The following is a 20185-nucleotide window of genomic DNA, read 5'->3' as shown; positions in this document are numbered from 1 at the left end:
ATCTATAAATTGCTGAATATTTAAAAAATATTTGAAATATAAATAAAAATCATTGTTTATCATGTGGTTAATAACGGTATCAAACTGTTGAGATAAACTACACACCGTTCTGTGGTAAAGAAAATTAAGCAACATCAATGTAAAAATATTGGCGAATGTGTCCACTTTTGATAGCTTCGAGTTTCGGCCTATTATTCGTTATTCACCCATAAATTAATTTTATGATTTATTTGAATAATGGACGATCTTTTCTGCTCTATGTGACGTCAATCTTTATGCATAGAGTCCGGTATGGCGTTGTATCAAGACAGGGGCGTTTATAAAATGAAAATTCGCAACACAAAACGATGCTTTGTTACCAGTATGATTGCCGCAGCAGTGATGGCGTCATGCGTGAATGTTCAGGCTGCGACTGTACCTGCTGGTGTTGAACTGGCGAAAGAACAGGTTCTGGTGAGAAACAATGGCGCTGAGGTGTCATCACTGGATCCACATAAAATAGAAGGTGTACCGGAATCCAACGCCGCGCGCGACTTATATGAAGGGTTGGTAATCTCCGATTCTGACGGACACCCGATTCCTGGCGTGGCGGAGCGGTGGGAAAGCAGCGATTTTAAAGTTTGGACATTCCATTTACGCAAAAACGCCAAATGGTCAAATGGCGAACCGGTTACCGCGCAAGATTTTGTTTATAGCTGGCAGCGTCTGGCTGACCCGAAAACCGTTTCTCCTTACGCCAGCTATTTACAATATGGTCATCTGCTGAATATCGATGACATCATCGCCAGCAAGAAAGCGCCCGATACGCTAGGCGTAAAAGCGCTCGACGACCATACGTTGGAAGTCACATTGAGCGAACCGATCCCATACTTTTATAAATTGCTGAATCACTCGTCCATGTCACCGGTAAATAAAGCGGTAGTGGAGAAATTTGGTGATAAATGGACTCAACCGGAAAACTGGGTGGGGAATGGTGCTTATCGGCTTAAGTCCTGGGTCGTGAATGAGCGGCTGGTTCTGGAACGTAATACCCAGTATTGGGATAACGCCAAGACCGTGATTAATCAAGTCACCTATCTGCCGATTGCTTCTGAAGTCACGGATGTTAACCGCTACCGTGCGGGTGAAATTGATGTGACCAATAATAAATTACCTATTGAACTATTTCAGAAGCTGAAAAAAGAAATCCCACAAGAAGTTAACATCAACCCCTACCTCTGCACGTATTATTACGAAATTAATAATCAGAAACCGCCATTTAACGATGTACGGGTGCGTACGGCGCTGCGCATGGGGCTTGATCAAGACATATTGACCAATAAAGTGAAAAACCAGGGTGATATTCCGGCCTATGGTTATGTTCCTCCATTTACGGACGGCCTGAAAGCGCATACGCCAGAGTGGTTTACCTGGCCACAGGCGAAACGTAATGAAGAAGCGAAAAAACTGCTGGCGGAAGCGGGTTATACCGCAGAGAAACCGCTGACGTTTAATTTGCTCTATAACTCGTCCGATCTGCATAAAAAGCTGGCGATCGCGGCGGCGTCGATCTGGAAACAGAATCTGGGCGTTGACGTGAAATTGGAAAATCAGGAATGGAAAACCTATCTCAGCACGCGTCATCAAGGCAATTATGACGTTGCGCGTGCCGGATGGTGTGCGGACTATAACGAACCCACATCGTTCCTGAATAGTATGCTGTCAGACAGCAGCAATAACACGGCACATTATAAGAGCGCGACGTTCGACAAGCTGATGGCGCAGGCTGTTCAGGCAAAAACGGACGATGAACGTGCAGAGATCTATCAACAGGCGGAATCGCAGTTGGATAAAGATGCGGCGATCGTGCCGGTCTATTACTACGCGAATACGCGACTGGTAAAACCTTATGTCGGCGGCATTACCGGCAAAGACCCGTTGGATAATCTACGGGTGAAAGATCTTTATATTATTAAGCATTAATACCATTCACGGTTTGATGCAAATGAAGTGAGCGAGTAGCGATTAATTTGGTGTTTACTCTCTCGTGACCCATTCCTGCTATGTGGGAATGGGGTGCGATGGAAATGGATTAATCGCTTTCTCACAGGGTGCTAATTCAGGAATCGTGTTGGAATAACTAACACGACAACATTACAGGAGAAAATAATGACACACATCACAACGAAAAAAAGAGTGGCCGCCGCTATTATCGCGGCGTTGAGTAGCACGATGGCTGTTTCTGCTATTGCCGCGACCGTTCCCGCTGGCGTTCAGTTAGCAGAAAAACAGGAATTGGTTCGTAACAACGGCGCGGAAGTGTCCTCCCTCGATCCCCATAAAATCGAAGGTGTACCGGAATCCAACGTGTCGCGCGATCTGCTGGAAGGGCTGGTCATTTCCGACGTTAACGGCAAAACCGTTCCCGGCGTAGCGGAAAGCTGGGATAACAAAGATTTTAAAGTGTGGACATTCCACCTGCGTAAAGAGGCTAAATGGTCAGATGGCACGCCGGTTACCGCACAAGATTTCGTCTATAGCTGGCAGCGTCTGGCCGACCCGAAAACGGCCTCGCCTTACGCCAGCTATCTGCAATATGGTCATCTGCTGAATATCGATGACATCATCGCCGGTAAAAAATCCCCCGATACGCTGGGCGTGAAAGCGATCGACGATCATACTTTTGAGGTCACGCTGTCTGAAGCGGTGCCTTACTTCTATAAACTGCCTGTTTATGCCGCTATGTCTCCTGTTAATAAAGCCGCCATCGAGAAATTTGGTGATAAATGGACGCAGCCGCAAAACTGGATCGGCAACGGCGCTTATAAGCTGAAAGACTGGGTAGTGAATGAAAAAATGGTGCTGGAGCGTAATCCGCAATATTGGGATAACGCCCATACCGTCATCAATAAAGTGACCTATCTGCCGATTTCGTCGGAAGTGACTGACGTTAACCGCTACCGCAGCGGTGAAATTGATATGACCTATAACCAGCTGCCGATTGAATTATTCCAAAAGCTGAAGAAAGAAATTCCTGACGAAGTCAAAGTCAATCCATACCTGTGCACCTACTATTACGAAATCAATAATCAGAAACCACCATTTAACGATGTTCGGGTGCGTGATGCGCTGCGCATGGGGCTGAATCAGGATATTCTCACTAACAAGGTGAAGAATCAGGGCGATATTCCGGCCTATGGTTTTGTACCGCCATATATTGATGGTTTCAAGGCACAGACGCCAGAGTGGTTCACTTGGTCTCAAGAGAAACGTAATGAAGAGGCGAAGAAACTGTTAGCGGAAGCGGGTTATACGGCACAGAAACCGTTGACGCTAAATCTGCTATACAACACCTCCGATCTGCATAAGAAAATCGCTATCGCCGCTGCCTCTATCTGGAAACAGAATATCGGCGTAGACGTTAAGCTGGAAAACCAGGAATGGAAAACCTTCCTCAGTTCTCGTCATCAGGGCAGTTATGACATCGCACGTGGCGGATGGTGTGCGGACTATAACGAACCTTCCACCTTCCTGAACAGCATGCTGTCAGACAGCAGTAGTAACACTGCACATTATAAGAGCAAAGAGTTTGATGCGCTGGTGGCAAAGTCCTTACAGGTGAAAACCGATGAGGAACGTGCAGAGGTGTATCAGCAGGCCGAAGCATTACTGAATAAAGACGCGGTAATTGCCCCGGTTTATTACTATGCGAATACCCGATTGGTGAAACCTTATGTTGGTGGATTAACCGGTAAAGATCCCCAGGATAATGTTTACGTGAAAGATCTTTATATCATCAAGCACTAATCATAATGGCTGGCGCATGTAACTGTGCTGCCAGCCTTTTATAGGTACGAGCAATGTTAAAATTTATTCTTCGCCGCTGTTTGGAGGCGATTCCGACACTCTTCATCCTGATCACTATTTCGTTTTTCATGATGCGATTGGCTCCCGGCAGCCCTTTTACTGGTGAGCGTAATTTGCCGCCGGAAGTGATGGCGAATATCGAGGCCAAATATCATCTGAACGACCCCATGATGACGCAGTACGGTAATTATCTACTGCAACTGGTGCAGGGTGATTTCGGTCCTTCTTTTAAATACAAAGACTATTCCGTGAACGATTTGGTGGCGACGTCTTTCCCCGTTTCGGCAAAATTGGGGGCTGCTGCATTCGTTCTGGCGATTGTGTTTGGTGTGAGTGCAGGCGTGATCGCTGCGCTGAATCAGAATACCAAATGGGATTATACCGTGATGGGCTTTGCCATGACGGGGGTGGTGATTCCCAGCTTTGTCGTCGCGCCGCTACTGGTGCTGATTTTTGCCATTACGCTGCGATGGTTACCCGGCGGGGGCTGGAATGGTGGTGCACCCAAGTACATGATTTTACCGATGGTGGCGCTGTCTTTGTCTTATATCGCCAGCATCGCACGTATCACCCGAGGGTCGATGATCGAGGTTTTACACTCTAACTTCATTCGCACCGCCCGCGCCAAAGGGTTGCCGATGCGTCGCATCGTTCTGCGTCATGCGCTGAAGCCTGCACTGCTGCCTGTGCTCTCCTATATGGGGCCGGCGTTTGTTGGCATTATTACCGGCTCAATGGTTATTGAAACCATTTTTGGCTTACCCGGTATTGGGCAACTGTTCGTCAACGGCGCACTGAACCGCGACTATTCACTGGTACTGAGCCTGACGATTCTGGTCGGCGGCTTAACCATTCTCTTTAATGCGATCATTGACGTGCTCTACGCTGTTATCGATCCGAAAATTCGCTATTAATTGGGGGCGCTATGTTTTGGAATCGAAAAAACGTTGAAGCGTTAGAGAACTTCACCGAGCAGACAGAAATTGAAGGACGCAGCCTGTGGCAGGATGCGCGCCTGCGCTTTATCCATAACCGTGCTGCGCTGGCCAGCCTGTTTGTGCTGGCTGTCATTACCGTGTTTGTGATTTTTGCCCCCATGCTGTCCGCATTTAACTACGCCGATACGGACTGGGGAATGATGTCAGCCGCACCGGATATGACCTCTGGGCACTATTTCGGTACGGATTCCTCAGGTCGCGATCTGCTGGTTCGCGTGGCTATCGGCGGTCGCGTGTCGCTGATGGTTGGTGTGGCGGCGGCGCTGGTTGCCGTGATCGTCGGGACGCTGTATGGCGCGATGTCCGGTTATCTGGGCGGGAAAGTGGATTCCGTGATGATGCGTCTGCTGGAGATCCTTAACTCATTCCCGTTCATGTTCTTCGTGATCCTGCTGGTCACGTTCTTCGGGCAGAACATGCTGTTGATCTTCGTGGCTATCGGCATGGTGTCCTGGCTCGATATGGCGCGTATCGTGCGTGGTCAGACGCTGAGCCTGAAACGTAAAGAGTTCATTGAAGCGGCGATGGTGTCCGGTGTATCCACACGCGGCATCGTGTTACGTCATGTGGTGCCGAACGTGCTGGGCGTGGTCGTAGTCTATGCCTCTCTGCTGGTGCCAAGCATGATTCTGTTCGAATCTTTCCTGAGCTTCCTGGGGCTGGGAACGCAGGAACCATTAAGCAGTTGGGGTGCTTTGCTGAATGATGGTGCGAACTCAATGGAAGTGTCGCCGTGGTTGCTGTTCTATCCGGCGGCGTTTCTGGTCGTTACGCTGTTTTGTTTTAACTTTATCGGCGATGGCCTGCGTGATGCCCTCGACCCGAAAGATCGCTGAGGAGCACCAACATGAGCAAGATTGAATTAACGGGCGCGCACGACGCGCTGCTACATGTTCAGGATCTCCGGGTAACATTTAAAACGCAGGACGGAGACGTGACGGCGGTTAATGACCTGAACTTCACGCTCAACGCGGGTGAAACACTGGGAATTGTCGGTGAATCTGGCTCCGGTAAATCACAAACCGCGTTTGCGCTAATGGGATTATTGGCGCGGAATGGGCGCATTGGCGGCTCGGCGCGTTTTCGTGGCAAAGAGATTCTCAACCTGCCTGAAAGCCAGTTGAATAAGCTGCGTGCTGAAGAGATCAGTATGATTTTTCAAGACCCGATGACCTCGCTGAACCCTTACATGCGCGTCGGCGAACAACTGATGGAAGTGCTGATGCTGCACAAGAGCATGAGCAAAAGCCAGGCGTTTGAAGAGTCAGTCAAAATGCTGGATGCGGTTAAGATGCCGGAAGCGCGTAAGCGCATGAAGATGTATCCACATGAGTTTTCCGGTGGGATGCGTCAGCGTGTGATGATCGCGATGGCGTTGCTGTGTCGTCCAAAACTGCTGATTGCCGATGAACCGACAACGGCGCTGGATGTGACGGTTCAGGCGCAGATTATGACGCTGCTGAATGAGCTGAAGAGTGAGTTTAATACCGCCATCATCATGATCACCCATGACCTGGGCGTCGTTGCCGGTATTTGTGACAAGGTGCTGGTGATGTACGCCGGACGCACCATGGAATACGGCGCTGCACGTGATGTCTTTTATCATCCAAGCCACCCGTATTCTGTCGGCCTGCTTAATGCCGTACCGCGTCTGGATGCGGAAGATGAGGTGTTAGCGACCATTCCGGGTAATCCGCCTAACTTGTTACGCCTGCCGAAAGGGTGTCCGTTCCAACCACGCTGCCCGTATTCAATGGATGCCTGCCATAGCGCACCTGCGCTGGAATCTTTTGGTGATGGCCGCTTGCGCGCCTGCTTTAGAGCGATTGAGGAGGTGGTATGAACAACGCGGACGAGAAAAAGGTGTTGCTAGAAGTGGACGATCTGAAAGTCCATTTTGAGGTCAGAGACGATAAGCAGTGGTTCTGGCAGCCGCCGAAAAAGCTGAAAGCGGTCGATGGTGTGACGCTGCGTTTATATGAAGGTGAAACGCTAGGGGTGGTGGGGGAATCCGGCTGCGGCAAGTCAACGCTGGCTCGCGCCATTATCGGACTGGTAAAAGCGACTGATGGGCGTGTCACCTGGTTGGGGAAAGACCTGCTGGGCATGAGCGACGATCAATGGCGTGCCGCGCGTAGCGATATTCAGATGATATTTCAGGATCCGCTGGCGTCGCTGAATCCGCGTATGACCATCGGTGAGATTATTGCCGAGCCGCTAAAGGTTTATCATCCCGAACTGGATCGGCAGACGGTAAAAGATCGCGTGAAAGCGATGATGCTAAAAGTTGGGCTGCTACCGAACCTGATCAACCGTTATCCGCATGAATTCTCCGGCGGTCAGTGCCAACGTATTGGGATCGCGCGCGCGCTGATTCTGGAACCGAAGCTGATTATTTGTGATGAACCGGTTTCCGCGCTGGATGTGTCGATCCAGGCGCAGGTGGTGAATCTGTTGCGTCAGTTACAGCGTGAAATGCGTCTGTCGCTGATTTTTATCGCGCATGATTTATCGGTAGTGAAACACATTTCCGATCGCGTATTGGTCATGTATCTGGGTCATGCGGTAGAACTGGGAACCTATGATCAGGTCTATCAAAATCCGCAGCATCCCTATACCCGTGCGCTGATGTCTGCTGTGCCGATTCCTGATCCCGATCAGGAACGAAACAAGAAGATACAGCTGCTGGAAGGGGATTTACCTTCCCCGATCAATCCGCCATCGGGCTGCGTGTTCTGCACGCGCTGTCCGGTTGTCGGCCCTGAGTGCGCGAAGACCCGTCCCTTGCTGGAAGGCAGCTTTACACACGCGGTGTCGTGTCTGAAAGTCGATCCTCAGGCGCTGCTACCGGTGGAAGAAGCCGACGCTCAGTAAGCGGTTTACTGGCTAGCGATGTACAAAAGGCGTCTCCCAAGGGAGACGCCTGACGTTTAAGCGAGATAACTTATTCTTTCTTCAGGGCTTATTCTTTCCACAGAATGTGGCAAAGCTTGTGGTCTTTTTCCCGGCAAATCAGCACGCGGGCAAAAATATCCGTGATCTCTTCACCTTCCTCTTCGGCCAGCCCAATAACGACTTCAGCAAAGAAATCAGGGTTCAGATCGAAATCAACGTGCTCGGCCCAGTCTTCTGCGGGGTCAAATAACTCGGCACCGCCGCGCGCTTCGAATTGCAGGTTGAACAGCAAAATATCTGCCGGATCGAGATTATCCGCTGCAAGTTCTAGAAAGATATCGTAGGCCTGTTCCAGTGCTTCGTCTTCGGTCAGGCGATTATTCAAATCCATAACGTCATTCCTGTTAATTCTCAATGGGCATATTAGAACACGGGAAAACGCGTATGCCCTAAATAATTCGCGTGACGGGCAGGTTATAACAGGGGACTGAAAAAGTAGAACAGCCGCTCGACAATGCGTTGCCAGTAAGGGCGGTTTTGCCACTGTGTCGCGTTTAACAGGCGTGAACGGGCGATATAATCTTCCTGCACGCAGGCTAAATCGCTACCGAACCCAGCATCGTCAATCACCAACGTGATTTCAAAATTCAGCCACAGGCTACGCATGTCCAAATTGACCGTGCCGACTAGGCTAAGCTGCCCGTCGACCAGTACGCTTTTGGTGTGCAGCAGGCCGTCCTTGAACTGATAAATTTTTACACCAGCGGCCAGCAATTCCGTGAAGAAGGCGCGACTGGCCCAGCCGACCAGCACGGAGTCATTTTTGTGCGGCACAATAATGCTGACATCAACCCCGCGCTGGGCAGCGGTGCAGATAGCATGCAGTAGGTCGTCGCTGGGCACGAAGTAGGGGGTGGTCATGATCAACTGCTTACGTGCTGAATAGACTGACGTCAGCAGCGCTTGATGAATCATCTCTTCTGGGTAACCGGGGCCGGAAGCAATCACCTGAATGGTGTGGCCGCTCTCTTGCTCGAATGGCATGACGTTAACATCCGGCGGCGGCGGAAGCAGGCGTTTGCCTGTCTCCATTTCCCAATCGCAGCAGTAAATAATCCCCAACGTGGTTGCTACCGGCCCTTCAATGCGCGCCATCAGGTCAATCCATTGCCCGACGCCGGCATCTTGTTTGAAAAAACGAGGATCGACCATATTCATACTGCCGGTATAGGCAATTCGGTTATCGATCAGGATAATTTTACGGTGTTGCCGTAAATCCATACGGCGCAGGAAGGCACGAAACAGATTTACTTTCAGCGCTTCAACGACTTCTATTCCGGCCGTACGCATCAGTTCGGGGTGATGTTGGCGGAAAAACTGTACGCTGCCGGCAGAGTCCAACAGAATGCGACAGTGCACCCCGCGCCGCGCTGCCGCGATAAGAGAAGAGGTGACTTGCTCAACCAGACCGCCGGGCTGCCAGATGTAGAACACCATTTCGATGTTGCTGCGGGCCAGTTCAATATCACGCAATAGCGCTTTTATCGTGTCATCAAACGTGGTCATCAGTTGTAACTGATTACCTTTAACACCGCCAACCCCTTGGCGACGTTCACACAGCTGAAATAATGCACTGGCGACTTCGCTGTTTTCCGTCGCGAAAATACGGCGATATTCTTTTAATTCGCGCAGCCATTTTGCCGTTGATGGCCACATTTTGCTGGCGCGTTCAGCTCGGCGTTTGCCCAGATGGAGCTCGCCGAACGAAAGATAAGCGACAATACCGACAAGTGGCAGAATGTAAATCACCAGTAGCCAAGCCATAGCAGAAGGTACCGCCCGACGTTTCATCAGAATACGTAAGGTCACACCTGCGATCAGCAACCAGTAGCCAAAAACCAGTAACCAACTTATTACGGTATAAAATGTCGACATAAAAGCAGCACAGTTCCCTTCTGCAAAGAATTAACAAAGTGTACGCATAGATTTATAAAAGGGGAAATGCCTTTCCTCTGAATATCCCGTCATACTTCAAGCTGCATGTGCGTTGGCTACGCTACTCGGCACACTTACGTGTACCTCGCCCCGTTGGGGCCGCTGCAAGCAGCGTTCAAACCTGCCTCTGGCAGATTTGTCACTCACCCGAATCACTTACTTATGTAAGCTCATCGGGATTCCTTCTCTTACCGCCTTCCTGCAACTCGAATTATTTAGGGAATAAAAATGATGGCTAAGAAGAGAAGAGCGGAGAGGGCGATTCACTGATTGTCGTCACGCATCAGGGGTATATAATGCCCCGCGCGAGTGTATTAACAAGAGTCACATCATGAAACGCAGTCGGAATGAAGTGGGACGCTGGCGGATGTTACGTCAGGTACAGCGTAGAAGAAGTCGCTGGTTGGAAGCTCAATCACGGTCGTATCGCCATATTCACTCTGCCCGTTATTTGCAGCAAAAGCACAAACGGCGGGCTCTGCTCTACGCGGTAACCTACGACTGGTAAGCCAGTGAGGAAAATAGCGACCTGCGAGGTATGGTCGCTATTTTTTTATCTCACGCCTTATCACATGCCGTGTTTATTCCCTCACCGACTCATCCCATCACCGGAATACTCGGGATTATTTCTCTCTGATCGGCCATCGGGTGACTGTCACCTTCCGTCGAAGGCAGGATAAACAGCGACACTGAAGCATTTAGGCGTTCCGCTTGCTCCAGTAGTGAGGAGAAGGTGCGTGCAGAGGCTTCAACCTGTCCCGCGTTTTCTCTGACGGTGTCATTCAGTGTACTCAGACGGGTGGTGACTTCATGAATACTTTCGGTTTGCTGGTGCGATATTTCCGAGATCTCGCTCAGAAACGTGCCGGTATCTTTCGCCGTCTGAATGATGTTGTGTAGGCTATCATTCAGTTTGTTTACCAGCCGTGTTCCTGCGCTTACGCTGTTGTCTGAATCACGAATCAGCACATTAATATTTTGTGCAGAATGGCTGCTTTGCGACGCCAGCGTACCAACTTCCCGTGCGACAACGGCAAAGCCTCGTCCCATCGACCCAGCGCGTGCGGCCTCTATTGCGGCGTTTAGGGACAAAATATGCGTCTGGAACGCCACGTTTTCAATCATCCCAATCGCTTCCGTCATTTCGCGCGTTCTCCCTGCAATGTCTGACATCGCGGCTTTGACGTCATTCATCATGGTTTCGCCTTGTTCAGCGATTTTGCTGGTATCTTCCGCATGCAGGTTGGCCTGCTGAGTATGCTGAGCATTTTGCTCAAGATGCTGGCTAAGCTGAATAATATGCTCGGTGGTGACTTTGAGTTCATGGGATTGGCGGTTTGCCTGCGCGGAGAGCTGATGGTTATCCGCAGCAACGCGATCAACCTGCATCACCATGTGGTCAACGCCCTGACGAACCTGATTGACTAACGTCACCAGACCTTCCTGCATTTGAATGACACTGGTATTAAGCTGCCCAATTTCGCGTGTACCGCGTGTATCGGCATCTACCGAATGAGAAAGATCGCCTTCGGCGATCAGTTTTAAATGGGCAATGATGTGCGTCAGTGGGCGAATAATCACTCGGTTTACCCCGAGCCACACCGCGACGGCGATTGCGAGTAACAGCCCCAAAACCGTGATGAAAATGGTTTTTGCCTGATCGAGAGAGGATAAGAATTGTTGCCCGTGCTGCTTTTGCAGTGCATCGGTATCTTGCAGATAGTGTGAATATTTCTGGGTGAAATCGCTTTGATAGGCCTGAACAGGAACGGCAAAGAAAATGTCGATCTGGTTGGTGGTTTTGATTCCCTGAGCGAGCTCGACAAGCCCAGAATAGAGCTGGTTGTAGCTTTTCTTCAAATCGACGAAAGCGGCCGTGTCGGCTTCCACCGTGGTGACCGTCCCCAACTGTTGGTAGTGCTCCTGCGCCTGTTTGAGAGATACTTCTGCCTCATCCATCAGACTGTGCCAACTGCCTTCAGACCCCGTTTCTTTGTCTACCAGTAGATAAATACCCGCGCGATTGAGTTTATCGCTGGCGTTCATCACTTCCATCCGCGCTTTATCCATTAACGCTTGTTGCTGGCGTAGGTTTTCGTTAGCCGAAATATCCTGCCGCACTTGGGTCATCGTTTGAGAAATGACACCGACGGAAACTAATTGCAATAAAGAAAATAACCCAATGATCAATAACAATCCGGAGAGAATACTGAGGCGATGACGGCGGCGGATCGTGGCAATTCCGTTTCGCAAACCCGCTGGTATTAACATGACTATTGACCCTCACTATATGAATAGCGGTCAAACTATCATTGTTAAATGACTAAAATATTTCAGTTTTTAGCGAAGAGGTGAGGGGCCATGATTTTGGGTACAGCCATCGCCCCTATCAATAGCCCTTTAGAACACTTTTTTGAATGGCTTCACGCTGACGTGTTTGTAGACATCTGCAACGATGTAGGGGTCGGCGTCAGCCCATGCCGTTGCTTCATCCAGTGAGGCGAATTCGGCGATAATGACGGAACCGCTAAAGCCTGCTTGACCGGGATCGTCGCTGTCGATCGCTGGTAAAGGACCTGCGGTAATCAGTCGTCCCTGATCGCGCAACACCTGTAGGCGGGCAAGGTGAGCGGGTCTTACCGACAGGCGTTTTGCTAATGAATCAACATTATCTTCAGCATAAATGACATAGAGCATAGTGACCTCACAGGTGGGAAGGTACCCTCATCGTTTGGGATGCTGGGTTAGCGCCCAGCCACCAAACGCTATCGGGTAAGAGACTCGCATTTTTACCATCATACGTGATGTTGTTAGAAGACAATAGGTTGAAGACAGTTGAAGACAATAGTTAATAGTTCGAGGACAGTAGGTTGATTTGCCAGAGTAATCCCCCCACGATTTCTGTTTTTTTGCCAATTCCATGCGTTGTTATTGAATATGATTGCTATTTGCATTTAAACTTGGGCGGCATAAGAGGATAAAGACAGACTATGCCGCAAAAAAAGTTTTTTTTGACCCGCCGTTACTCATGGCCATTCATACTTTCAGTTGGTTTTCACGGTTCACTGATTGCAGGTTTGCTGTACGCATCATTTAATAATTCAATTGAATTACCGCAGGAGTCCAAGCCCATCAGCGTTGTGATGGTGAACCCTGCGGCCTATGAAGCGGCCCCTGCTGCCAAATCTGCCCCTGAACCAGAACCGGTGAAGCAGCCAGAACCCGAGCCTGAACCGATTCCAGAACCGGAGCCATTGCCGCAGCCGGTTCCTATGCCATTGCCTGAACCAAAGCCCAAGCCGAAACCTAAACCGGAACCCAAGCCCGTGAAGAAGGTTGAGCAGCCGAAGCCGGTTAAACGTGAGCCGACCGTTGAAAAACAGCCGCCTTCGCCGTTTACCAGCGAAGAGCCGACGCGCAATGTGAATAATGCGCCGGTGAAACAGGCACCCGCGCCCGCCGCCAGTGCGCAGTCAAGCGGGCCACGTCCGTTGAGCCGTGCGCAGCCTCAGTACCCTGCTCGCGCGTTTTCCCTGCGCGTTGAGGGACGGGTAAAAATGCAGTTTGATGTGGACGAGTCTGGGCGGGTTGACAATGTTCGCGTGCTTTCTGCCGAACCGCGTAATATGTTCGAGCGTGATATCAAACAAGCGATGCGTAAATGGCGCTATGAAGCGGGTAAGCCAGGCAAAGACTTGGTTGTGACCATCGTCTTTAAAATTGACGGCGGGGCGGCAGTCGAATAATTCACGCCAGTACCAAAACACACAAAAGAAACGGGGCGTCATCTTTAGTAGAGGACGCCCCGTTTTCGTCTCGATTGCTATTCAAAGCAGCTTACACCGATGAAAGAAAGCTAAATGTTACTCGCTTGGCGTGAAATGGCTCTTGCCGGCAGGGAGTTCACGCGGATGGCCTTCTTCATCGACTGCGACGTAGGTGAATAACGCTTCGGTAGCCCGATAGCGCTGGCCAATAGGTTCAGACGACACTTTCTTTACCCACACTTCAACGTTGACGTTGATAGAACTGCGACCAGTGCGTAAACAACGCGCATAGCAGCAGACCACATCGCCGACGGCAACAGGTTTTAAGAACGACATTCCATCAACCCGTACGGTAACAACACGCCCTTCGGCAATTTCTTTCGCCAAAATTGCGCCGCCGATGTCCATTTGCGACATCAGCCAGCCGCCAAAAATATCTCCGTTTGCATTGGTATCGGCTGGCATCGCCAGCGTGCGGAGAACCAGTTCGCCCTGTGGTAACACGTTCTGTGTGCTCATTGTGTATGCCTCGATTTAGCGATTACGGTTGCTCGCTTTTTTCTTCTTCTGATTTTTCCTGGTCGTTAGGTAAGTGGCGGTAGATGTAGACGCCACAAATCAGCGTAAACAGCAGTGTCACACCTGTTAGACCAAAGACTTTAAAATTGACCCACACGCTTTGCGGTAGCCAGAAAGCAATATAGATGTTAACCAGTCCACACACCAGAAAGAACATCGCCCAGGCGAAATTCAATTTCCCCCAGACGGATGGTGGCAAGGTTAATTCTTTACCCAACATTTTCTGAATCAGGGTCTGCTTCATGACAAACTGGCTAACCAGCAGAGCAACGGCAAACAATGCGTAAATGATGGTGACTTTCCACTTGATAAACAGATCGTTATGGAACACCAGCGTTAGCGAACCGAAAACGACAACCATCGCAAAAGTGACCAGCGTCATTTTCTCTATTTTACGATACATCACCCAAGTGACTGCGAGTGACAACGCCGTTGCCGCAATTAATGCGCCTGATGCGATGTAGATGTCATAGAGTTTATAAGCCGCAAAAAATACGACCAACGGTATAAAATCAAGAAGTTGCTTCATTATGTCAATCCATCACTCAACAGTGTCGTAATCATAACCCACAAGAGTTATCCGGTAGCTCATGCCATTATCCTTCATTGTGGAACACCATTCCCGAGATATTGTAATAATTTGCAGAAAATTACGATTGGGCAAGTCGTGAACGAGGGAAAGGGCGAAACCTATGTCGCCAGAACGGCGGCATAGGTGAAGAGCGACAATTACGCGCGGAGCAGCATATAAAGGCGGAACAGATAAATCAGCAGAATCGCGGAGATCAAATTGCTTAACCCGTTCAGAACTACACCGAGAACAGTTGGTGAGGAAATGGGTAACTTCGATACGACCAGCAAAATAGCGATTTTAGCCAATAACCACATCACGATGGCTGGTGCAGTTGCGCGTAAGTTGCCGTAGGCCAGTTTGGTGCTTGCTTTAATTGCGCTGAAAATCCCGCTTTTTTCAGTGACGACTATCACGGGCGACAAACTCAGGGCGATGGCCAGCAGCACACCAGGAATGACCAGCAGCATCATACCAAGCTGGATCAGCAGCGTGCACAATAGGATCAGGAAAAGCAGGCGCAGTAAAAAAGGGCTAGAGGCGCCAATCGCGCGCAGCGCACTGGTGCGATGCCCGTCTGACACGAGTTGGATCAGCATAAGAATCCCGCCCGTTAGCAGTACATTGCCGACTAACGCCGCAAAGGTGCCTGCCGCTGACATTTTTAGCAACACAGCTTGTTGTTCCGGCGTCATCTGCTGAATCAAGTCCATCAAACCGGATTCGACAGACGATGACAGATCGCTGCCGGAGGTGCTCAGAATCCGTAACTCGTCTGCAGAAGGCGATAGCGCATGATTCAGTATGACAGTAATGAATGCCGTCAACAGGGACATCATTAAGATGCTGATGAACTGGTTACGGGTAAAATTCATTGTGTCACGGTACAACGTGTTAGCCGTGATAGGCATGCAGGCTCCTTGAAAAAGATAAATCAACCAATAGAACTTAACTCATGATTGTAACCTGTTAATCCGCACTGTGGCACCCCGTCAACGACGCAATGCTGCTTTTCCCTTCTGTAATGAAAGACGGTGATGACATTGTTACCAAAGCTGGCAGACCATATTTTTCCCGTGCCCGGTTGCAGGCATCGTTGATCTGCCCATTTTCGCCGGATTGCATAAATTCACGACAGGGTGAAGGGCGATTAACATAAATAGAACAACTGACGGTATCCCCGACGGTGCCTTTCAATGCCTGGCAGCGAGGTGTCTTGCTGTTTGTTCCTGTCATACAGCGTAAAAAAGGGGAAACGGGTTCGGTGAATTGTGAAGGTACAACGCCACCGCCGTCATCGGCTTCAGCCCAATAGAAAGACACTCTGAAATAAGCGCAGCATGCGCCACAGTGCATACAGGTATTATCGCTCATTGGATAACTAACTGCCCCCAGCCAGCATGAATACGTTAAGGAAAATAAAAATCTACCGTTGAATGCGTTCGCGCGGTAATGCAATTTGTGGGCAGCGCACGTTATGCACCTTTCGCTATTTATTGATTTGGATCAATTTCAGTATTTTTAATTGGTTAGCGATAAATGATGAAGTTCAATTTGCGTGTAAAATCTTTAAAAGATGTGATCTGGCTTAAAACAAGAATACCTACTTAGGGGTATATTTCGCTCGAAATTTAAACCCTATAAATGGAGTGGGTAATGAAAAAGGCATCTTTATTATTGTTAGCAGCGGCGCTTATGCCTGCATTGGCACAGGCTCATCAAGCGGGTGATTTTATTGTTCGTGCCGGCACGGCAACGGTGCGTCCCGCTGAAAGCTCGGACAACGTGTTGGGTAGCTTGGGAGAGTTTCAGGTTAGTAACAATACACAGCTAGGCCTAACCTTCAGCTACATGGTAACGGACAATATCGGTGTTGAATTGCTGGCGGCCACCCCGTTCAGCCACAAAGTCGGTTTGCAAAGCGTGGGCACGATTGCAGAAGTAAAACACCTGCCGCCGTCACTGGTTGCGCAATACTATTTTGGTGAAGCGCAAGATAAATTACGTCCTTATCTGGGCGTTGGCTTGAATTACACGATGTTCTTCGATGAAAAATTTAATGATACAGGGAAGAACGCAGGGTTGAGCGATCTGAGCTTGAAGAATTCTTGGGGCCTTGCTGCGCAGGCGGGGCTGGATTACAACCTGGATAAAAATTGGTTGGTCAACATGTCTGTATGGTGGATGGATATCGATACCGATGTGAAATTTAAAGCCGGTAACGCCCAGCAAAGTGTCCATACTAAGCTTGATCCCTGGGCCTTTATGTTTGGTGTAGGTTATCGCTTCTAATCTGATTGCTGACTGAATGTGAAAATAACAAAACGGCGACGTTATTCACGTCGCCGTTTTTATAGACACAAAATAACTAACCAATAAAGAGAACGCTATTTTTATTACAGCCGTTATCTATAGGATTAACCATTAGAAACTGTATTGAACACCAACGCGGTAGCGAGTTTGACGCTCGTCCGTTGTTTTGCTACCAGAAACGTTGCCGACTTGAACGTAAGGCGTCCAATTTTTGTCAGCTTTGTAAGCCAATTTAACATCGTGGGTTGTGTCATAGTTCTCGCTGTCAGCAAGGTAGCCAACAGAGCCAGCTTTAGTTTTCTTGTCGTATTCAAATTCGTATTCGATGACAAAATTCGCAGGCAGTTTATAACCTAACGTACTGGTGATGGTATAGCCTTTCATATCCGAAGGATTTGTAGTACCAATATTGTCACTTTTACGTAGGTAGGATGCACGGTAGCGCAAGCCATAATACAGGGAGTCGGTGATATTGGCTGTACCTTTAATATATGGACGATAGTTGTTGTCTTTTGAAGAAGAAACCATGTTTAGGCCAGTTTCAACACCAAAGGTTTTATCGAATTTGTACAGGTAGCTGGCGGTGACTTCTGTACCGCTACTTACGGTTTCGTTATAGGGTTTATTTGGTGTATTATCTTTGTCAGATTGTCCCCACTTGGCTTCCATGGACAGACCAAAACCGTTGTCAAAACGGTGGGACATCAGCAGACGATCTTTATGATCGGCTGACTTGGTGTCTTTCATTTCATGGCGATAGTCAATTGTAACAGCCATGGAGCTTAAGCTGATTAAGGAAGTTACCATCATCGTCAATATTTTAGCTTTCATTTTATTATCCCATGTTGAAGAGAATTATTATTTAAAAACGCGCTGCCACTGTTGTTCAGCGGTTCCATTCTATTTATTTACTTTTACAGTAATGTGAACAAGATCATTAAAAAGAGAACTTTTTAAATGATTTTGTTTTTGTGAGTTTCTTCGTGTTTTATTCGTGGGATTTATGCGGTTTCAAATTTAAGAGGTAACTAATTTATTTTTCTGGGCCATGGTTAAATAATTATTTCAATCTGAAAAAACTGCTTACAATTAAAGTAAAATTTAAATCAAATAATAATTGAATATATTTAAAGCGAATTAAAAAGAAATAATTTGAAACATTATTCGGCGCGCAATAGGGCTGGCGTTAAGCACGAATCGCGCGCCTGAAAAGCGTTATGAACGCGTAGCGGCTTTCATTTCACTCACAAATGTGTGTAACTCTGACAGCATAACGTCAGGCTGGTTCAGATTTTTTTCGATAATCCGCACGATCGCCGAGCCAGAAATGGCACCCGCAGCGCCTGATGCTAACGTTTCCCGCACTTGAGCCGGATCGGAAATGCCAAATCCTTGTAGTGGGGGAGCGGCATGGTACTCGTTCAGTTTGGCTACCAAATGATTTAGCGGCAACTGGGCGCGTTTTTCTGCCCCGGTGACGCCTGCACGTGATACTAAATAGGTGTAGCCACGGCCATAGGATGCGATCTCGCGCAGCAGCTCATCGTCAGCGTTAGGCGGGCAGATAAAAATAGGGGCAATGCCATGTCGCAGCGCAGCCGTGCGGAAAGAGGCAGACTCTTCCACTGGAACATCCGCCACTAACACCGAGTCAACACCAACCTGTGCGCAGCGTTGATAGAATTCATCAATCCCGTTGCTGAAGACCAGATTGGCATACATCAGCAGGCCAATCGGGATTTCTGGGTATTTCTGGCGAATCGTCGCCAGCATTTCAAAGCACTGGCTGGGTGTGACGCCGGCGGCAAAGGCGCGCAGGTTGGCATCCTGAATGGTTGGACCATCCGCCAGCGGGTCAGAGAAGGGCACACCCAGCTCCAGCGCATCGGCACCCGCGGCAATCAGTGTGTCGATAATTTTCAGGGATTGTTCAGGGGAGGGATCGCCCAGCGTCACAAACGGAACGAATGCGCCTTCCTTTTTTTCCGACAGGCGAGTAAACAGTTGCTGATAACGCTCCATTAGATTTCTCCCCGATCTTTCAATATATCGTGCACGGTAAAGATGTCTTTATCACCACGGCCAGACAGGTTGACCACCAGCAGTTGCTCTTTCTCCGGTTCCGCTTTAATCATCTTCAATGCGTGTGCCAGCGCGTGGGAGGATTCTAGCGCAGGGATAATGCCTTCGCTGCGGCAGAGTGTTTTAAAGGCATCTAACGCCTCGTCATCGGTAATCGAGACATAGTCAGCGCGACCGATGCTGTTCAGGTAAGCGTGCTGCGGACCGACCGATGGGAAATCTAGCCCAGCTGAAATCGAGTAGGATTCTTCAATTTGTCCGTCGGACGTTTGCATCATCGGGGACTTCATGCCGAAATAGATACCGAGACGACCGTGTTTTAACGGCGCGCCGTGCTGTCCGGATTCAATGCCCAAACCGCCAGGCTCAATACCGATCAGACGGACGCTGGTATCGTCGATGAAATCAGCAAACATCCCAATCGCGTTAGAGCCACCGCCGACGCAGGCCAATACCGCATCCGGCAAGCGACCTTCTTTTTCCAGAATCTGCGCTTTCGTCTCTTCGCCAATCATGCGTTGAAACTCGCGCACAATCGTCGGGTAAGGGTGCGGGCCTGCCGCCGTCCCCAGCAGATAGTGTGCGGTTTCATAGCTGCCAGACCAGTCACGTAGCGCTTCGTTACAGGCATCTTTCAGCGTGGAAGAACCGCTGTGAACCGGAATCACTTCCGCCCCCATCAAACGCATGCGGAACACGTTTGGCGACTGGCGCTCAACGTCTTTTGCTCCCATATAAACGCGGCATTTCAGACCAAGCAGGGCGCAAGCCAGCGCTGTCGCAACACCGTGTTGGCCTGCGCCGGTTTCAGCAATGATTTCGCTTTTACCCATGCGCTTCGCCAGCAGCGCCTGTCCGAGTACCTGATTGGTTTTGTGCGCGCCGCCGTGCAGCAGGTCTTCACGTTTCAGATACAGTTTGGTTTTCGTCCCCGCAGTCAGGTTTTGACACAGGGTTAATGCCGTCGGGCGACCCGCGTAGTTTTTCAGCAGATCGGTAAATTCGGCCTGAAAGTCAGGATCTTTTTGTGCGCTGACGAAAGCCTCTTCCAACTGGCGTAACGCTGGGATGAGAATCTGCGGAACAAATTGTCCGCCGAATTCACCGAAGTAAGGGTTGAGTAATGTCATAATGTTCCC

At 49.4% G+C, this 20185-nt stretch carries 20 protein-coding genes; 9 read left to right on the top strand and 11 right to left on the bottom strand.

The annotated features are described in order from the left end of the window. Nucleotides 1-291: 291 nt before the first annotated feature. The 6 genes from oppA (H0247_RS02260) to oppF all read left to right on the top strand — a co-directional run bounded on the left by oppA (H0247_RS02260) (nt 292) and on the right by oppF (nt 7718). Nucleotides 292-1962: an oligopeptide ABC transporter substrate-binding protein OppA gene (oppA, locus tag H0247_RS02260; RefSeq protein WP_370463288.1), complete on the top strand. Its 1671-nt coding sequence runs from the start codon at nt 292-294 to the stop codon at nt 1960-1962. Between the two features lie 186 nt (nt 1963-2148). Continuing rightward, the gene (gene oppA / locus H0247_RS02255) at nt 2149-3786 is read left to right on the top strand and encodes an oligopeptide ABC transporter substrate-binding protein OppA (protein WP_180741056.1); all 1638 of its coding nucleotides are present in this window, start codon (nt 2149-2151) and stop codon (nt 3784-3786) included. A 53-nt stretch (nt 3787-3839) separates the two neighbouring features. Next, entirely contained in the window at nt 3840-4760 is a 921-nt protein-coding gene (gene oppB, locus H0247_RS02250; protein ID WP_180741055.1) for an oligopeptide ABC transporter permease OppB, read from the top strand. A gap of 11 nt (nt 4761-4771) precedes the next feature. Next, nucleotides 4772-5680 (top strand): oligopeptide ABC transporter permease OppC, encoded by a 909-nt coding sequence (oppC, locus tag H0247_RS02245; RefSeq protein WP_180741054.1) that lies wholly within the window; start codon nt 4772-4774, stop codon nt 5678-5680. Nucleotides 5681-5691: 11 nt separating this feature from the next. Then, nucleotides 5692-6687: an ABC transporter ATP-binding protein gene (locus H0247_RS02240; protein WP_180741053.1), complete on the top strand. Its 996-nt coding sequence runs from the start codon at nt 5692-5694 to the stop codon at nt 6685-6687. Beyond that, nucleotides 6684-7718 carry a murein tripeptide/oligopeptide ABC transporter ATP binding protein OppF gene (gene oppF / locus H0247_RS02235; protein WP_180741052.1) on the top strand — a complete coding sequence of 345 codons (1035 nt, stop codon included), beginning with the start codon at nt 6684-6686 and terminating at the stop codon, nt 7716-7718. Before H0247_RS02240 ends, oppF begins: the two co-directional genes overlap by 4 nt. Before the next feature lie 88 nt (nt 7719-7806). Here oppF and H0247_RS02230 read toward each other — a convergent pair whose 3' ends face one another. Together H0247_RS02230 and cls are read right to left on the bottom strand one after the other, a co-directional pair. Then, nucleotides 7807-8130, bottom strand: a complete 324-nt coding sequence (locus tag H0247_RS02230) for an HI1450 family dsDNA-mimic protein (RefSeq protein ID WP_180741051.1) — start codon at nt 8128-8130, stop codon at nt 7807-7809. A gap of 83 nt (nt 8131-8213) precedes the next feature. Further along, on the bottom strand, nt 8214-9674 hold the full coding sequence (cls, locus tag H0247_RS02225; RefSeq protein ID WP_180741050.1) for a cardiolipin synthase: 1461 nt from the start codon (nt 9672-9674) through the stop codon (nt 8214-8216). Nucleotides 9675-10065: 391 nt separating this feature from the next. Between cls and H0247_RS02220 the strand changes: the two genes are divergently transcribed. Further along, nucleotides 10066-10242: a YciY family protein gene (locus H0247_RS02220; RefSeq protein WP_180741049.1), complete on the top strand. Its 177-nt coding sequence runs from the start codon at nt 10066-10068 to the stop codon at nt 10240-10242. An 89-nt stretch (nt 10243-10331) separates the two neighbouring features. On the opposite strand, the gene H0247_RS02215 is transcribed toward H0247_RS02220, so the two are convergent. Beyond that, nucleotides 10332-12005 (bottom strand): Tar ligand binding domain-containing protein, encoded by a 1674-nt coding sequence (locus tag H0247_RS02215; RefSeq protein WP_180741048.1) that lies wholly within the window; start codon nt 12003-12005, stop codon nt 10332-10334. Nucleotides 12006-12134: 129 nt separating this feature from the next. Continuing rightward, on the bottom strand, nt 12135-12431 hold the full coding sequence (locus H0247_RS02210; protein WP_180741047.1) for a YciI family protein: 297 nt from the start codon (nt 12429-12431) through the stop codon (nt 12135-12137). Between the two features lie 293 nt (nt 12432-12724). On the opposite strand from H0247_RS02210, the gene tonB reads away from it, so the two are divergent. Continuing rightward, the gene (tonB, locus tag H0247_RS02205; RefSeq protein ID WP_180741046.1) at nt 12725-13480 is read left to right on the top strand and encodes a TonB system transport protein TonB; all 756 of its coding nucleotides are present in this window, start codon (nt 12725-12727) and stop codon (nt 13478-13480) included. Between the two features lie 117 nt (nt 13481-13597). On the opposite strand, the gene yciA is transcribed toward tonB, so the two are convergent. From yciA to H0247_RS02185, 4 genes are all read right to left on the bottom strand, one after another. After that, on the bottom strand, nt 13598-14020 hold the full coding sequence (gene yciA / locus H0247_RS02200; RefSeq protein WP_039344948.1) for an acyl-CoA thioester hydrolase YciA: 423 nt from the start codon (nt 14018-14020) through the stop codon (nt 13598-13600). A gap of 22 nt (nt 14021-14042) precedes the next feature. Beyond that, nucleotides 14043-14609, bottom strand: a complete 567-nt coding sequence (locus H0247_RS02195) for a septation protein A (RefSeq protein WP_180741045.1) — start codon at nt 14607-14609, stop codon at nt 14043-14045. 200 nt (nt 14610-14809) lie between these two features. Continuing rightward, nucleotides 14810-15562: a YciC family protein gene (locus tag H0247_RS02190; RefSeq protein ID WP_180741044.1), complete on the bottom strand. Its 753-nt coding sequence runs from the start codon at nt 15560-15562 to the stop codon at nt 14810-14812. Nucleotides 15563-15620: 58 nt separating this feature from the next. Beyond that, nucleotides 15621-16025 (bottom strand): YkgJ family cysteine cluster protein, encoded by a 405-nt coding sequence (locus tag H0247_RS02185; RefSeq protein ID WP_180741043.1) that lies wholly within the window; start codon nt 16023-16025, stop codon nt 15621-15623. A 282-nt stretch (nt 16026-16307) separates the two neighbouring features. Here H0247_RS02185 and ompW point away from each other — a divergent pair, with 282 nt between their 5' ends. Beyond that, entirely contained in the window at nt 16308-16943 is a 636-nt protein-coding gene (gene ompW, locus H0247_RS02180) for an outer membrane protein OmpW (protein WP_180741042.1), read from the top strand. Between the two features lie 132 nt (nt 16944-17075). On the opposite strand, the gene H0247_RS02175 is transcribed toward ompW, so the two are convergent. From H0247_RS02175 to trpB, 3 genes are all read right to left on the bottom strand, one after another. Continuing rightward, nucleotides 17076-17795: an oligogalacturonate-specific porin KdgM family protein gene (locus tag H0247_RS02175; protein WP_180741041.1), complete on the bottom strand. Its 720-nt coding sequence runs from the start codon at nt 17793-17795 to the stop codon at nt 17076-17078. Nucleotides 17796-18179: 384 nt separating this feature from the next. Further along, nucleotides 18180-18986: a tryptophan synthase subunit alpha gene (gene trpA, locus H0247_RS02170; RefSeq protein WP_180741040.1), complete on the bottom strand. Its 807-nt coding sequence runs from the start codon at nt 18984-18986 to the stop codon at nt 18180-18182. Further along, nucleotides 18986-20179, bottom strand: a complete 1194-nt coding sequence (gene trpB, locus H0247_RS02165) for a tryptophan synthase subunit beta (protein ID WP_180741434.1) — start codon at nt 20177-20179, stop codon at nt 18986-18988. The genes trpA and trpB overlap by 1 nt, the downstream gene beginning before the upstream one ends. Between the last annotated feature and the right edge of the window lie 6 nt (nt 20180-20185).

Origin of the sequence: Pectobacterium sp. CFBP8739 (assembly GCF_013449375.1) — a bacterium.
Lineage (GTDB): Bacteria > Pseudomonadota > Gammaproteobacteria > Enterobacterales > Enterobacteriaceae > Pectobacterium.
This window is presented reverse-complemented; position numbering and strand designations above follow the sequence as displayed.